This window comes from Streptococcus mitis (genome assembly GCF_946188695.1).
Lineage (GTDB): Bacteria > Bacillota > Bacilli > Lactobacillales > Streptococcaceae > Streptococcus > Streptococcus mitis_DF.
Window position 1 is genome coordinate 1 of sequence record NZ_CAMHWI010000028.1, and the last position, 15040, is coordinate 15040.

15 protein-coding genes are annotated in these 15040 nt (G+C 41.1%); 1 reads left to right on the forward strand and 14 read right to left on the reverse strand.

The features are described from left to right. Positions 1 to 82 precede the first annotated feature (82 nt). From N8L33_RS09495 to N8L33_RS09515, 5 genes are all read right to left on the reverse strand, one after another. Positions 83 to 1249, reverse strand: a complete 1167-nt coding sequence (locus N8L33_RS09495) for a MalY/PatB family protein (RefSeq protein ID WP_261059708.1) — start codon at positions 1247 to 1249, stop codon at positions 83 to 85. Positions 1250 to 1256: 7 nt separating this feature from the next. After that, entirely contained in the window at positions 1257 to 2351 is a 1095-nt protein-coding gene (locus tag N8L33_RS09500) for a cystathionine gamma-synthase (RefSeq protein WP_016399612.1), read from the reverse strand. Positions 2352 to 2516: 165 nt separating this feature from the next. Then, the gene (locus N8L33_RS09505) at positions 2517 to 2972 is read right to left on the reverse strand and encodes a hypothetical protein (protein ID WP_261059709.1); all 456 of its coding nucleotides are present in this window, start codon (positions 2970 to 2972) and stop codon (positions 2517 to 2519) included. A 302-nt stretch (positions 2973 to 3274) separates the two neighbouring features. Beyond that, a complete protein-coding gene (locus tag N8L33_RS09510) occupies positions 3275 to 5233 on the reverse strand; it encodes a peptide ABC transporter substrate-binding protein (protein ID WP_261059710.1) in 1959 nt (652 codons plus the stop codon). A gap of 206 nt (positions 5234 to 5439) precedes the next feature. Next, entirely contained in the window at positions 5440 to 7062 is a 1623-nt protein-coding gene (locus N8L33_RS09515; protein ID WP_261059711.1) for a putative polysaccharide biosynthesis protein, read from the reverse strand. Between the two features lie 105 nt (positions 7063 to 7167). Here N8L33_RS09515 and N8L33_RS09520 point away from each other — a divergent pair, with 105 nt between their 5' ends. Next, on the forward strand, positions 7168 to 8613 hold the full coding sequence (locus tag N8L33_RS09520; RefSeq protein WP_261059712.1) for a UDP-N-acetylmuramoyl-L-alanyl-D-glutamate--L-lysine ligase: 1446 nt from the start codon (positions 7168 to 7170) through the stop codon (positions 8611 to 8613). Between the two features lie 46 nt (positions 8614 to 8659). On the opposite strand, the gene N8L33_RS09525 is transcribed toward N8L33_RS09520, so the two are convergent. From N8L33_RS09525 to N8L33_RS09565, 9 genes are all read right to left on the reverse strand, one after another. After that, positions 8660 to 8851, reverse strand: a complete 192-nt coding sequence (locus tag N8L33_RS09525) for a CsbD family protein (protein ID WP_173267004.1) — start codon at positions 8849 to 8851, stop codon at positions 8660 to 8662. A gap of 101 nt (positions 8852 to 8952) precedes the next feature. Further along, positions 8953 to 9603, reverse strand: a complete 651-nt coding sequence (locus tag N8L33_RS09530) for a DUF1803 domain-containing protein (protein ID WP_261059713.1) — start codon at positions 9601 to 9603, stop codon at positions 8953 to 8955. After that, positions 9587 to 10093, reverse strand: coding sequence for a UDP-N-acetylmuramoylalanyl-D-glutamate--2,6-diaminopimelate ligase (locus N8L33_RS09535; protein WP_261059717.1), 507 nt, complete (start codon positions 10091 to 10093; stop codon positions 9587 to 9589). The genes N8L33_RS09530 and N8L33_RS09535 overlap by 17 nt, the downstream gene beginning before the upstream one ends. Positions 10094 to 10290: 197 nt before the next feature. Next, the gene (locus tag N8L33_RS09540) at positions 10291 to 11226 is read right to left on the reverse strand and encodes a manganese-dependent inorganic pyrophosphatase (RefSeq protein WP_049516428.1); all 936 of its coding nucleotides are present in this window, start codon (positions 11224 to 11226) and stop codon (positions 10291 to 10293) included. 179 nt (positions 11227 to 11405) lie between these two features. After that, positions 11406 to 11702: a GIY-YIG nuclease family protein gene (locus tag N8L33_RS09545; RefSeq protein ID WP_084862548.1), complete on the reverse strand. Its 297-nt coding sequence runs from the start codon at positions 11700 to 11702 to the stop codon at positions 11406 to 11408. After that, positions 11692 to 12441 (reverse strand): tRNA1(Val) (adenine(37)-N6)-methyltransferase, encoded by a 750-nt coding sequence (locus N8L33_RS09550; protein WP_261059714.1) that lies wholly within the window; start codon positions 12439 to 12441, stop codon positions 11692 to 11694. The genes N8L33_RS09545 and N8L33_RS09550 overlap by 11 nt, the downstream gene beginning before the upstream one ends. Positions 12442 to 12493: 52 nt before the next feature. After that, on the reverse strand, positions 12494 to 12856 hold the full coding sequence (locus N8L33_RS09555; protein ID WP_023943268.1) for a S1 RNA-binding domain-containing protein: 363 nt from the start codon (positions 12854 to 12856) through the stop codon (positions 12494 to 12496). 1 nt (position 12857) lies between these two features. Beyond that, a complete protein-coding gene (locus tag N8L33_RS09560) occupies positions 12858 to 14258 on the reverse strand; it encodes a bifunctional Cof-type HAD-IIB family hydrolase/peptidylprolyl isomerase (RefSeq protein WP_261059715.1) in 1401 nt (466 codons plus the stop codon). Positions 14259 to 14339: 81 nt separating this feature from the next. Beyond that, positions 14340 to 14843, reverse strand: coding sequence for a GNAT family N-acetyltransferase (locus tag N8L33_RS09565; RefSeq protein ID WP_261059716.1), 504 nt, complete (start codon positions 14841 to 14843; stop codon positions 14340 to 14342). Between the last annotated feature and the right edge of the window lie 197 nt (positions 14844 to 15040).

Sequence of the window (15040 nt, forward strand, 5' to 3'; positions counted from 1 at the left end):
TTTCTACTGATTTCACGCGTTTTTCTCATACTGAAGGCTAGGTTGGGGGAAACTGGAAGTTAGTTTTAGAAGTTACCGATTTTTAACGTTTGGCAAAAGTCGTCACAATCCGCTGACAGACTTCTTGCAGCAGAGATTTAGGCATGGCTACATTAAGGCGGGCATGGAGACTTCCTTCCTCCCCAAAATCCAAACCACGGTTGAGGATAACCTTGGCTTCATTTCTCAAAAGCTCTTGCAATCTTTCATCAGTCAGGTTATAGGCTGAAAAATCAAGCCAAATCAAGTAGGTTCCTTGCGGTTTCATGACCTTGATTTTAGTTTCTTTGCCAAATAGATCGACCACATAATTGATATGGTCTTCAAAGACTTGCTTGAGTTCTCCCAGCCAATCCTTCCCATAACGATAGGCAGCTTCTGTCGCCAAATAACCCAAGCCTGAAATTTCATGCTGATTATTAGCCAACTGACGTTTCTGGTAAGCCGCTCTCAACTTAGGATTTTCAATGACTGCATAGGAATTTTTTGTACCCGCAATGTTAAAGGTTTTAGTGGCACTAGTCAAGACGATAGCAAATTCTTTAAAGTCAGGATTGATGGTATTGAAGGAATGATGCTTGTGACCAAAGAGGGCCAAATCTTGGTGAATCTCATCTGAAACCAACAAAACACCATGTTTTTGACAAAGTTGGCCAATCTTTTCCAACACTTCCTTTTCCCACACACGTCCACCAGGATTGTGAGGGTTGCAAAGAATATAGAGTTTGACCTCCTCTTCCACCAAATCCTTTTCAAGTTGATCAAAGTCAATCTCAAACAGACCATCCTTTTCTACCAAAGAATTGGTAATCAATCTACGATTGTTCAACTTGACACTGCGAGCAAAAGGTGGATAGACAGGCGTGTTAATCAGAACCGCTTCGCCCTCTTTTGTGAAAGATTGTATAGCTGTCGAGATAGCTGGTACCACACCCTCGATAAAGACGAGGGCTTCTTTGTCAAAGTGGTAACCGTGTTGGCTGGCTTCCCACTTTTGAACTTCCTTAATTAAATCATCACTAGCATAGGTATAGCCATAAACCAGCTGATCCGCGTAAGTTTGCACTGCTTGGCGGATTTCAGGTAAGACCACAAAGTCCATATCCGCTATCCAAGCTGGTAGGACTTCGCTATCCGTTTCTGCTTCTTTCCATTTATAGGTATGATGCCCTAAACGATTAGGCAGGCTTGTAAAATCATATTTTCCCATCTTTATCTTATCCTTCCAAGGCTTGGCGCAAATCTGCAATCAAATCTCTAGCATCCTCAATCCCGATTGATAAGCGTAAGAGGTCATCTGTCAAACCATAAGAATGGCGCACTTCTGCTGGAATATCAGCGTGGGTTTGGGTCGTTGGGTAAGTGATAAGACTTTCCACCCCACCTAAACTTTCCGCAAAAGAGAAGACCTTGAGACTATTCAAGATATGAGGAATACGTGTTTCATCCGCTACTTTAAAGGAAATCATGCCTCCACGCCCAGTGTAGAGAACTTCCTTAACTGCTGGAGAATCCTTCAAAAAGGCAACCACTTCTTGGGCATTGGCTGTTGAGCGCTCCATACGAAGAGATAGAGTCTTGAGACCACGAATCAATTGATAACTGTCAAATGGAGACAAGACTGCCCCTGTCGTATTGAGATTGTAAAAGAGTTTCTCGTATAGTTCTAAACTATTGGTCACAACCACTCCAGCCAAGACATCATTGTGCCCTGCTAGATACTTAGTCGCTGAATGAAGAACGATGTCTGCTCCATCTTCAATCGGACGTTGGTAGATAGGGCTGTAGAAGGTATTGTCCACCACCACTTTGGCACCCTTAGCATGAGCCAATTTTGCTAGTTTCTCAATATCAAATTCCAACATCAAAGGATTGGTTGGCGTTTCGATATAGAGAACATCCACGTCCTTTTCTAACTCAGCAATCAACTCTTCTTCTGTATTAGCATAGGTAAAATGGAATCGACCTTCCTGCTCCACTTGGTTGAACCAGCGGAAAGAACCACCATAAAGGTCACGCACTGCCAAAACCTTACTTCCTACTGGAAAGACGCTAAAGGCTAGTACAATTGCTGACATCCCTGAGCTAGTCGCTAGGGCATAGTCAGCTGACTCAATGGCTGCCAAAACTTCTTCAGCCTTGCTACGAGTTGGGTTTTTGGTACGCGTATAGTCAAAGCCAGTAGACTGACCAAACTCTGGATGCTGATAGGTCGTTGAAAAATGTAGCGGTGTCACCAAAGCTCCTGTCGCTTCATCTGACTTGATACCCGCCTGGGCCAAAATTGTGTTAATGTGTAATTCCTTGCTCATACAATACCTCCAAATCTATAGTAACTATTGTACCACTTATTTTCATCAACTCATTTTCTTCTTTTCAAGAGCTAGTTATAGTTTCAAACTATAGACTTATCGAGTAAAGCTAAAAAAGAATCCAGAAAACATTCCAGATCCTTTTGTGACGATGATTACTTGTGTTTACTTGGACTGAAAGAAATCCTGTTGGGCTAAATAGTCATAATGCTCTTTGTTAAATTGATACTGGCCCACACGCTGACTAACCTGACCGACATCCACGGAAAACATATAGGTTTCATTTTGATAGTTCCAGTTCAGCCTAACTGTATTCAAGACTGGCTTATAAGTAAAATCTTTAACTTGATTCCAAGGCATCTCAAGGACTTGATTAGAACGATTTTCAGTTATATCACTGATGTCCATCAAGTAGATTCCCTTAGGTGTGAATACCAGAATCTTAGGCTTCACACTCGACTGAACATAGTAACTTCCTCCTACAATGAAAAAATCAATAAAGGATTTCAGCCATGTCTTTTTCTTGAAGGCCATCAGAAAATTATTTTGCCCTTCAATGCGACAAGTTGACAGAAATGATGCAATCTGTTTTTCTGTCGCAAACTCCATAATAGCGCCCATGATATTACCTCCATAACGATCACTACATAGCCAGATAAGAACTCTTCACATAAAAGAAGAACTTATCATTTGTTGCATTTTATCTTACTTTTCCAGTAGATGGCACCCCTCCTATAACATTACCCTAGCGTGTGCATACTTCAATCAACATTGGGTAAATTTTCGAACGTAGTTTCTTATATTTATTATAGCATAAACTCAATTAACTAAGAGAAAATGTAAGCACTTTTCTTCCAAATTTTCCATCATTCTATATAAAAACGACAGCTTCTTTCGAAACCATCGTTTTTCTTGAAAAATCCTTATTTGACATGTTTTGCCAATTCTTCTTGGGCTTTTTTATTAGATTCTTCTTTTTCTTTCAACCATTTTTCTTTGGCTTTTTCATATTCGTCTTTTGTGACCGTCTTATCTTGTACTTTGAGATATTTATATGATTCGATACCTTTATTACCAGCTAATGAATATGGTTCTGAGAAAGGAACTGTTTTTCTCAATACTGGTGTTCCGCCCTTAGAAACATTTGGAATTGCTAGAGAGCTATCCACCAACCAAGCTTGGATATCAGCATACTTTTCATAGCGTTTTGCAAGATCTTGTTCCTTATTGGCTTCTTCCAACATTTGAGTGTAGACATCCAATCCAACAGCCTTGGCCTTGTCATTGGCTTCACCTGGCTCTAAACCTAGATTTTGCATCAAACCACCAGAATTAACGTTAAAGACGTCAAGATAGGTTGAAGGATCTTGGTAATCAGGACCCCAACCACCGTTGTAAAGATCATAATCCTTCTGAGCTGCTGTCTGAGCCAAATAGCTTGTATTATCATAATCTTCAGTAGTGAGTTGTTGAATATCAATTACAACGTTCTCTGCACCTAAGGCTGCTTCAATAGATTGCTTCATAGAGTTTGCCTCTTGGACACCCTTTTTAGCAGCTTGGTCAACTGTCATGTCCAAGTGAATAGGGAATTGGACTCCTTTGGCTTGGAGTTCTTTCTTAGCTTCTGCAAATTTAGCCTTGGCTTTTTCAGGATTATAGTATGGATCCTGGGCATCTGCAAAGTTGATTCCTTGCCATTCCTTACCGTAGTTAACCATCTTAGAGGCTACTACTTCACCAAAGTCTTTTCCGTTGATACTTACGAAGTTTGGAGGAACGACGAGGTTACGCAAAATCTTAGTTGCCCCTTCTTCTCCTTGAGATTGGGCCCCGTAAGCTGTACGATCATAGGCAAAGTTAATGGCTTGACGGAAGTTTTTGTTAAGAACCGCTTCTTGTGTAGACTTCTTCTCAGCATCACTTGTTTTTGAAGTGAATTTATAAGATTTTCTATCCAAGTTGAAGTTTAAGAAGTAAGATGTAGCATCTTGCAGACTATAGATGATATTGTCCTTATTCTTCTCTTTGATTCCTTCGAAGCTTGAACTATTTGGATAAAGACGAGCATAGCTATAGGCTCCCTCTACATAGTTACGAGCCAGTGCATCTTGGTCACTACCATCATAATAGGCCAATTTCACATCATCTACAAAGACATTTTTAGCATCCCAATAGTTAGGATTTTTCTTGTATTCGATGACCGATTTTGAAACAAAGGATTTCATCAAGAAAGGTCCATTGTACAAAATGCTAGATGGATCTACCTTACCAAAATCATCCCCTTTTGATTTCAAGAAATCCGCATTGACTGGGAAGAGAATGGTTGAGGTTGTTTTTGAGTTCCAGTAAGATTCTGGTCGTGTCAAAGTATATTGAACGGTTTGGTCATCTAGAGCCTTAACTCCGACAGTTGAAAAGTCTGTTGTTTTACCAGTGATATAGTCATCTAAACCTGCAACAGATTCTTGCACTAAGTACAAGGCTTCTGATTTTTTATCAGCCGCATATTTCAAACCAGTGACAAAATCTTGGGCAGTTACAGGAGCATATTCCTCTCCATCTGCAGTATACCATTTAGCATCTTTACGCAGCTTGTAGGTATAGGTCAAACCGTCCTTGGAAACACTCCAATCCTCTGCCAAGGATGGGATATAGTTCCCATACTGGTCATTTTCCATGAGCCCATCTACCAAATTAACCACGATATCATTGGTTGTTGCACGGTTTTCTGCTAGATAGTTCAAACTAGATGGGTCACTTACGTAAACATAGTTATATGTTTTTGACGCTGTGCTAGAATTTCCACACGCGCTTAATAAAATACCTGCACTTAGCACGACACCTGCAAGTGTTGCATACTTGGCCTTAGACTTTTTCATTTCCAGAACCTCCTGATTTAAAGATTTGTTTTATTATACAAACTAACTACTTTTTAGTCAAGTGTTTTTTGACATAAAATTCAATTACTTTTGTTATTTATTCTCTGTTTTACATTTTATATCCAATTCTAACAATAAAAAATGAATAAGAGAGTGATTTGGTTTTAAAAAAACTCAACTTATTCATTTTATTTATAAATTATTTTTTAAGAAATTTTTAATTTTGCTCGCAGGCGATCTGCTTGGGCTTTTCCAATTACCTTATCCAACAAATGGGTACGGAGACTCAAGAATCCATAAACACCGCCACCCATGGCACCAACAAGAGCTACATATAGGAAACTCCACAAACGTCCACTTGGTTGGAAGACAAATCCTAAAATCCACTGCAATGTCCCAACTACTAGAAACATGAAAAGAGTCAACAAACTGATTAAAATGGTTCGCTTCACAATCACCTTGCGCTTGACACCTGTTACTTGACAAATATCCCGATACATCAAGACGTTAGGAATGATAAGACCGATGGTTGTGGAAATCAAAGGACCATAACTGTGGAAGAGGGCGATGGTAGGTATTTGCAAGACTAGCTTGACAATAGAACCATAGATAAAATAGAGAACGGCCTTGCGGTTGCGGAACATGGCCTGAAGCATCGGAGACAAGACCATGTACAGACCTAAAATAGTAGACTGCAAAACTGCAAAGACAAACAAGCCCATAGCCAAACTATCTGGCTTGCCATAGAAAACGGTATAAAGAGGTTCTCCTACCATGACCACTCCAACTGTTGCTGGTAGTAGGAATACGAAAAGCATGGTAATGCTGTCCTGAACGAGACGAGAAGCTGCCTTCAAGTCCCCCTTGACATAGTTCTCCGTCAAAAGCGGCAAACCGACACCCCCAATTGAAACCCCAACAGAAATCAAAATCATCGTGATTTTATTAGGATTGGCTGAGAAATAAGAAAACATGACAACCAAGTCCTCGTTGCTGTAGTTGGTAAACCAACTCATACTATTGATAAAGGTCATCTGATCCAAAATCTGGAAAAGCTGGATGGCAGAACCTGTCAGGATAAAAGGAATAGCTTCCTTAATGGTATCGACCAAGAGACGCTTGCTGTTAATCTTATCCCCTGTTTCAAAGACTCTTTTGAGTAAACCTTCTTGAGCAAGGAAATAAATCAAAACTCCAAAACTGGCTACCATGCCGACAAAGGCCGCAAAGGTCGATTGGGTAACGGCTGCTAGGTAATCTCCTGAACCGAGTTTCATAATGATAAAGGTTGCTAAGAGCATCCAGATGACACGAATGACCTGCTCAGCAATTTGACTCATGGCATAAGGTTTGAGGTTATTCATCCCTTGGAAAAATCCTCGGATAACACTCATAGATGGGAAAATCAAGACTCCCCAAGCCAAGCTTTGCATGATTGGGATCAAGTCTTTGCCCACGCCAGATAAGTCTGCTAGCCAAGGAGCAAAGACATACAAGACTAAAGCAAAGACCAGGCCTAGTCCCGTCATAAAGCCTAAAAAGCTCCGAATCAGGGCAAAGCTATGCTCCTCTTCTCGCATGGTATTGTATTTAGCAACTTGCTTGGCCACCGCAACCGGAATCCCCGCTGTTGAAACCAGCAAGAACCAGGCATAGATATTGTAGCCCATGGTAAAGAGACCATTGGCTGTAGCTGCATAAGACCCCATCCAGATATACCAAGGGATAATATAGATGGCCCCAAGCAGGCGACTGATAAAGTTACTAGCCGTTAACCAAGCAGTCCCCCGTAACATCTGGGCCTGCTGGTGATTGTTTTCGTGCGACATAGATTCCTCATTCAATTTTGATAACTAGGAAAAACTCCTTATCTTCCATTATAAACTTTTCCTTGTTACTTGTAAATTTGCGACTTTCGGTTTACAATAGAAAGTATGATAAAGATTGAAACCGTATTAGATATATTAAAGAAAGATGGTCTCTTCCGCGAGATTATCGACCAAGGACACTACCACTACAACTACAGCGATGTCGTGTTTGATACCATCTGCTATGACAGCCGCAAGGCCAAAGAGAAGAGCCTCTTTTTCGTCAAGGGCGCTGCCTTTAAGAAGGAATTTCTGCTTTCAGCCATCTCTCAAGGACTCGGTTGGTATGTGGCTGAAAAGGACTATGAAGTTGATATCCCCGTCATCATTGTGAATGATATCAAAAAGGCCATGAGTTTGATTGCTATGGAGTTTTATGGCAATCCACAAGACAAACTCAAACTCCTGGCCTTTACTGGAACCAAGGGTAAGACAACAGCAGCCTACTTCGCCTATAACATTTTGTCTCAAGGACATCGACCTGCTATGTTGTCGACCATGAACACAACTCTAGATGGCAAGACTTTCTTTAAGTCTGCATTGACAACTCCTGAGAGTATTGACCTCTTTGATATGATGAATCAAGCTGTGCAAAATGACCGCACCCACCTCATCATGGAGGTATCCAGTCAAGCCTATCTGGTCAAACGTGTCTATGGTCTAACCTTTGATGTAGGAGTTTTCCTCAATATCAGCCCAGACCATATTGGCCCGATTGAACACCCTAGCTTTGAAGACTACTTCTACCACAAGCGTCTCTTGATGGAAAATAGCCGAGCAGTCATCATTAACAGTGACATGGACCACTTTTCTGTACTAAAAGAACAGGTGGAACATCAAGAACATGACTTCTATGGTAGCCAGTCAAGTAACCAAATCGAGAATTCCAAAGCCTTTAGTTTTTCAACTACGGGTAAACTCGCTGGAGATTATGATATTCAACTCATTGGACACTTCAACCAAGAAAATGCCGTTGCTGCTGGACTTGCCTGCCTCCGTCTCGGAGCAAGTCTTGAGGACATCAAAAAAGGAATCGCTGCAACCCGCGTTCCTGGTCGTATGGAAGTCCTCACTCAGAAAAATGGCGCCAAGGTCTTCATCGACTATGCCCACAATGGGGACAGTCTGAAAAAACTCATCAATGTTGTAGAGAGTCATCAAACTGGAAAGATTGCACTGGTTCTGGGTTCGACAGGAAACAAGGGAGAAAGCCGTCGTAAGGACTTTGGCCTCCTCCTCAATCAACACCCTGAGATTCAAGTCTTTCTGACTGCCGATGACCCCAACTATGAAGATCCAATGGCCATTGCGGATGAAATTAGTAGCTATATCAATCATCCTGTTGAAAAGATTGCGGATCGCCAAGAAGCTATCAGAGAAGCTATGGCTATTACAAGTCAAGAATCAGATGCAGTTATTATCGCTGGTAAGGGAGCTGATTGCTACCAAATCGTCCAAGGCAAGAAAGAAGCCTATCCAGGAGATGCAGCCGTCGCGGAAAATTATTTATAAGATAGTAAAAAATCAAGGGAAATGAAACCCTTGATTTTTTCTATCCTTATTTAAAAGCGTTTTTCAAACCTTCAACGGCACCTTCTACAGCACCTTTAGCATCTTCAACTACTTCTTTTGCCTTAGCAACTGTCTTTTCTACAGCGCCCTCTGCTTCAGTCTTGCTATCCCCAGCAACCTTACCAAATCCTTCTTTGATAGCGCCTGTTGCTTGTTCCAATTTGTTTTCAAGTGACATATGATTGTCTCCTTTAGTTTTATTCCGATATGTGTTACCAGTTACATATAGTTTATACCGAATACTAAGGAAAGTCAAACAATGTGCTCAGAAACAAGAAATCACGCCGAGTAGAAAGTTAATCTTTCCTTATCAAAATCGATAGCCAACTCATACTTTCCATCTTCATTTTGGACAATATAACCTAGGACAACTAAACTGTCCACAAAGATATCACGGCGTTTCTGCATAAGCTGGTCTTTTTTGAGAAATTTCAACAAAAAAGTCGTCATATATTTGAGAGCATACTCAGGATTGACATCTCCCAAAATGTCATAGAGCTCCTGCTGTTTTTCTGTCAAAGGATACTGATGTTTGACCTTGTAGAAATAATTGGACAGGGTCATTTTTGATCTCGCAAAGTCCGTCTTTTCAACTAAAATAGCTGCATTGGTTTGATTTCGTAATTCTGTCTCAAAACGCTGCTCTAACAAGGCTTGATAGGCCGGACTATCTTCACTGACAAAAATCTCTTGATCCAGTTCGAGACTATCGAGTGATTCAAGCATAGGAAGATTAAGGTAATAACGCTTATTTTCTCGTAGAATCAAGCCTGCCTTTATATACTCTTCCATGAGTTTGTCAACTGTAACATCTGAAAATTGAGCCTTGATTTCCCGTAAAATCACATCCTCATGCTGGTCCAGATAGCGGATCAATTCTCCAAAAAAAGGCTGTCTCGTCAAACGAGATGGATTAAAAATCTGAATCATGAAGATTCCTTTCTTTACATTCTAACAGAGGCGATGCTACCAACTGACTAGGATTGGTCCCAGCTTGGTTTAGAGGAACAGGCAAACCTAGTTCTCTATAATACTCCCTCCAAAAACCACTAATCTCCTGCTCACCATCTCCAAATTTCATGGGAATAGTTTCAAAAATCGGTAAGACTTCTACTATATACTGGGAACAATAAAAACCAAATCCATCTGGATAGAAAGAAGCATTGTAGGGTGCTCCAAGATGCATACAAGTTCTTTCCTTCACAGACTGGATATCCATTTCTGGGTAAACATAGAGGTCGTACAAATGATTGGACTCAAAGAAGTCTGCCGGTTCTTGACAGACCACACCAAATTCTCCACTAGCGTGGTAAATCATCCCATCCAAACAAATCGCAACATGGCTATAGTTGCCTGTGGAAGTCTGAATGGCCTGTCCCGTATCTGACTCATCTCTCACAAAATCATACTCTTCGAAAATTAAATTCAAACCACGTCAGCGTCGCCTTACCGTACTCAAGTACAGCTTGCGGCTAGCTTCCTAGTTTGCTCTTTGATTTTCATTGAGTATCAAATAGCCATTTTCTAACATGCTTCTCTCCTAGAAAAAAAGGAGCTGAAACTCCTTTCGATATAAGGCAAACTAGCCTTTCCTAATTTGAATTGATACTCAAAATTTTAAGCATTAAAGCTTTCAGTCAATTGAGGTACCACTTGTTTCTTACGTGAAACGGCACCAGCAAGGAAGGCATGATTGTTTTCAAGTTTGAAGTTGAAGGCTGCTTCAACCTTGTCCATATTGGCACCAAGTGCTAGGATTTCTGAGTTTGAGTTGACGATATCTGTAATCATCAAGACAAAGTCAGAGTAACCGTTTGCTGCGTTAGCAGCTTGCATTGCAGCTTCGATTTCTGCTTGGCGTTCCAAAACTTCAGCGATGTCAACTGTGTTTACTTGGGCAACACGGACATTATTTCCGTTCAATTCAAAAGTTTTAGCATCGATATCAATCAATTCTTCAGCAGATTTGCTTGCCAAGTTGGTACCAGCTTTCAACATAGCCAAACCATACTCTTCTAAGTTTACACCAGCTAATTCAGCCAATTCAGGAGCAATGACTGTATCTGTTGGGTGTGTTGTTGGTGATTTCAAAAGAAGGGTATCTGAAATCAAACCTGAAAGCATCAAACCAGCAATCTCTTTAGGCACAGCTACACCATGTTCTTTGAACATACGGTAAACGATTGAAGATGCTGAACCAACTGGCTCCAAACGCATGTATAGTGGGCTTGCAGTTTCAAAGTTAGCCACACGGTGGTGGTCCACAACACCATAAACTTCTACTTCAGCGATATCTGATACAGATTGTTGGAATTCATTGTGGTCAGTCAGGATAACTTGCTCTGCACCTTCTGCTTTAGCAGAAGTGATAACACGCGGTGCTTCCACACCAAAATAGTTCAAGACAAAGGCTGTTTCTTCATTTGGAGTTCCAAGGGCAACAGCTTCCGTATCCAAACCATAAGCTTCTTTTGCAAGGTAGGCAAAGGCTACAGATGACCCGATGGCATCCGAGTCTGGATTTTGGTGACCAAATACTAGAATCTTAGACATGATAATACCTCATTTTGTTTATTCTCTTTATTGTAGCATTTTTTTCGCTTTTTGACAAAAGTAAGAGGAGTCAAAGGGCTCCTCACGATTCTTCAAAATAACTGATACTCTTCGAAAATCAAATTCAAACCACGTCAGCTTCGCCTTGCCGTACTCAAGTACTGTCTACGGCTAGCTTCCTAGTTTGCTCTTTGATTTTCATTGAGTATGAGTAAATTTCTATCTTGATTTTCAGATAAAAATCTTTCCTTCTGTGGTCTCTTCTTACGCTTGAGAAGGGCTTCAGCCGACATAGCTTCTTCCTTACTGGCAAAACCTTGAGCATAGATGAGTTTGACTGGCAAGCGTGCTCGTGTGTATTTGGCTCCCTTCCCACTATTGTGGACAGCGAGGCGTCTTTTCACATCAGTCGTATAGCCTGTATAGTAAGATCCATCACGACACTCCAGCACGTACATATAAGCCTTATGATCCATAATAAATCTCTTCGAGTTCCGGCGTATAAGAGCCATCATCATTGTGAACAATGAGAGGTGGTAAGACCTTAAAGCCGCTTGTTGAACCATCCTTGATAGCCTCAATCAAAAGCATATTGGCTTCCTTTTCTCTTTTTGGATAAACAAACTGCAGGCGCTTGGGGGCTAGATTATGCCGTTGTAACGTATCCAAAATATCCAGAAGTCGATCAGGGCGATGAACCATGGCCAAACGCCCATTGGATTTGAGAATACTTTGGGCACTACGACAGATTTCCTCCAGATTGGTCGAAATTTCATGTCGCGCCAAGAGATAATGTTCACTCTCATTCAGATTGGAATGAGGATCCACCTTGAAATAAGGCGGATTACACAAAATCATATCCACCTTACTTCCCTGAATGTGGGCAGGCATATTTTTCAAATCGTCGCAGATGACCTGCATTTGCTCCTCTAATCCATTCAAACGGACAGAGCGTTCAGCCATATCCGCCAAACGCTCTTGAATCTCAACAGCCAAAATCTGTGCCTGAGTACGAGTACTGGCAAAAAGCCCTACCGCCCCATTCCCAGCGCAGAAATCCACAATCAAGCCCTTCTTAGGAAAACGTGGAAAGCGTGACAAGAGAACACTATCCACCGAATAGCTAAAAACCTCTCTATTTTGAATGATTTTAATATCTGTCGAAAAGAGCTGGTTAATGCGCTCTCCTGATTTTAATAATTGTTCTTCTTCCATGGTCCTATTATAGCAAATTTATATTAACATTACAAAGAATATAGATTTCTAACTAATTCTTCTGCTTCTTCAAATGTTGAAGGGCTTCCTTGGTCCAAATTGGCATCATTCTTTTGAGAGGCGCAAAGCCGTAGTTAAAGCGGTCGCTTGAAAAGCGTCTCCGTCTAGGAAACTGGTGCTTTTCTTCCTCCAAAGTACGGATAGAAAGACTGGCTTTCCCTGTAAATTCATCTAAATCCACTACCTGAACTTGAACCTCTTCATCGACTTTCAAGGCTTCATGAATATTTTCAATAAATCCTGTTCGAATCTCTGAAATGTGAATCAGCCCCGTATCACCCGTCTCTAACTCAACAAAGGCACCGTAGGGCTGAATCCCTGTAATACGCCCTTTTAGCTTATCACCGATTTTCATCTTAGTCCTCGATTTCAATTGTTTCAATCACAACATCTTCAACTGGCTTGTCCATAGCCCCTGTCTCAACAGCAGCAATTTCATCCAAGACAGCGTAAGATGCTTCATCAGCTAGCTGACCAAAAACCGTGTGACGGCGGTCCAGGTGAGGAGTTCCACCTTGTTCAGCATAAATTTCCGCAATCGGTTCTGGCCAACCACCACGAGCAATTTCTTTCTTAGAATAAGGCAGATGTTGATTTTGCACAATAAAGAACTGGCTGCCGTTGGTATTTGGACCAGCATTGGCCATAGAAAGGGCACCACGGATATTGTAAAGTTCTTCTGAGAATTCATCCTCAAACGATTCACCGTAGATTGACTCGCCACCCATACCAGTTCCAGTTGGATCTCCACCTTGAATCATAAAGTCCTTGATAATACGGTGGAAAATGACTCCATCATAGTAGCCATCTTTTGAAAGAGCAACAAAGTTAGCTACTGTTTTAGGGGCATGTTCAGGGAAGAGCTTGATACGCAAGTCTCCGTGATTGGTCTTAATGGTCGCAAGAGGACCTTCTACTGTTTCAATGTCTACTTGTGGGAAATGCAATTCTTTTTCTACCATACCAAATCCTTCTAAGGCATCAAAAATGCCATCTTCTTCTAATGTTTTTGTAATATAATCTGCTTTTTCTTTGATTTTATCATGAGAAATTCCCATTGCAACGCTGATACCAGCGTAATCAAAGAGTTCCAAGTCGTTGAGGCCATCTCCAAAGACCATGACGTTCTCTGGTTTCAAACCTAGGTGTTCCACAACCTTTTCCACACCCGTCGCCTTAGAGCCTGAAATCGGCACAATATCAGACGAATGCTCATGCCAACGAACCATGCGAAGTTTATCTGAGAGACTGTCCAGCAAGTGCAAGTCATCTCCCTTATCTTCAAAAGTCCACATCTGATAGATAGCTTCTTTTTCATGGAAATCTGGATCTACATCTAAGTCGGGATAAATTGGATTGATAGCCTCACTAATCATATCAGTGCGAGTCGACAACTTGGCATCATGGCTCCCAACCAAGCCATACTCAATTCCTTCTTGCTTGGCCCAAGAAATATACTCCTCAACATCTGACTTCTCAATCTGATGTTGATAAATGACCTGGCCTTTTTTATCTTCGATGTAAGCCCCATTCAAGGTCACAAAAAAGTCAGGCTTAAGATCACGAATCTCTGGTACAACACCAAAAATCCCCCGTCCAGAAGCAATACCTGTCAAGATTCCTTTCTCACGTAGTTGCTTAAAAATAGCTGGGATTGAAGACGGAATAAAACCAGTCTTGGAATTTCGCAAGGTATCATCAATATCAAAAAAGACAATCTTGATTTTCTTTGCCTTGTATCTTAATTTCGCATCCATCTCACTACCTCTTTCAATCTAACTCTTTCCATTATACCATAAAGTAGAGAAATCCCACATCCCCAATAAAATCCTTGCCTCTTATCCGAATTCCTTTACTAGATACAAAACCAAATCATCATTATTTTGGCAAGTTGCATTCATTTCCAAGGGTTGATTTCGATACCAGACACCTGTCCCATCTGGAATGTAGCCCCGTCTGATATACAATCTCTGGGCAGGGCCATAGCCTAAGTGCAAACCTACACCAAGAGTGACCTTGCTCGAAACAAACTTGACTCGTTTTTCTGCTTCTTCTAGCAGTTGATTCCCAATCCCTTGATTTCGAAAAGGCTCAAACACATTAAAATCTGATAATTCTGGATAGACTTCTGCAAAAGGACCATGTTTAGCAGAGGGCAAAATAGTAACGTAGCCCGCTACAGCACCATCAATTTCTGCAACTAAGACTTCTCTCTCCCCACTTTCCTGTTCCAGAAAATATCTAGCCAAAATTTCCTCTCTACCAGGCCAACCTTGATTCATAAATCCATGAGATAAAGATTCAATATCAGACTTAATCATATTTCTAATCGTACAATTCATCTTTGACTTACCCACCTTTACTCTTTTTATTACCATTATAGCACGCCAAGGTCAGAAAAAAACTATCTCGTGAAAAAAGACCCAACCGAGTTTTAATTCACTTTCTTATTTCCAAGCTCATGAAAAAGAGGTCCACTGGACCCAACTCGCTCTCCCATTTCAAGTCTCGTGAAAAAAAGACCCAAGCGGGTCTGAAA

What these genes read in the sequence shown, in the direction of transcription:
- N8L33_RS09495 (WP_261059708.1), bottom strand. Translation starts at nt 1,249, where the DNA reads ATGGGAAAATATGATTTTACAAGCCTGCCTAATCGTTTAGGGCATCAT.
- N8L33_RS09500 (WP_016399612.1), bottom strand. Translation starts at nt 2,351, where the DNA reads ATGAGCAAGGAATTACACATTAACACAATTTTGGCCCAGGCGGGTATC.
- N8L33_RS09505 (WP_261059709.1), bottom strand. Translation starts at nt 2,972, where the DNA reads ATGGGCGCTATTATGGAGTTTGCGACAGAAAAACAGATTGCATCATTT.
- N8L33_RS09510 (WP_261059710.1), bottom strand. Translation starts at nt 5,233, where the DNA reads ATGAAAAAGTCTAAGGCCAAGTATGCAACACTTGCAGGTGTCGTGCTA.
- N8L33_RS09515 (WP_261059711.1), bottom strand. Translation starts at nt 7,062, where the DNA reads ATGTCGCACGAAAACAATCACCAGCAGGCCCAGATGTTACGGGGGACT.
- N8L33_RS09520 (WP_261059712.1), top strand. Translation starts at nt 7,168, where the DNA reads ATGATAAAGATTGAAACCGTATTAGATATATTAAAGAAAGATGGTCTC.
- N8L33_RS09525 (WP_173267004.1), bottom strand. Translation starts at nt 8,851, where the DNA reads ATGTCACTTGAAAACAAATTGGAACAAGCAACAGGCGCTATCAAAGAA.
- N8L33_RS09530 (WP_261059713.1), bottom strand. Translation starts at nt 9,603, where the DNA reads ATGATTCAGATTTTTAATCCATCTCGTTTGACGAGACAGCCTTTTTTT.
- N8L33_RS09540 (WP_049516428.1), bottom strand. Translation starts at nt 11,226, where the DNA reads ATGTCTAAGATTCTAGTATTTGGTCACCAAAATCCAGACTCGGATGCC.
- N8L33_RS09545 (WP_084862548.1), bottom strand. Translation starts at nt 11,702, where the DNA reads ATGGATCATAAGGCTTATATGTACGTGCTGGAGTGTCGTGATGGATCT.
- N8L33_RS09550 (WP_261059714.1), bottom strand. Translation starts at nt 12,441, where the DNA reads ATGGAAGAAGAACAATTATTAAAATCAGGAGAGCGCATTAACCAGCTC.
- N8L33_RS09555 (WP_023943268.1), bottom strand. Translation starts at nt 12,856, where the DNA reads ATGAAAATCGGTGATAAGCTAAAAGGGCGTATTACAGGGATTCAGCCC.
- N8L33_RS09560 (WP_261059715.1), bottom strand. Translation starts at nt 14,258, where the DNA reads ATGGATGCGAAATTAAGATACAAGGCAAAGAAAATCAAGATTGTCTTT.
- N8L33_RS09565 (WP_261059716.1), bottom strand. Translation starts at nt 14,843, where the DNA reads ATGAATTGTACGATTAGAAATATGATTAAGTCTGATATTGAATCTTTA.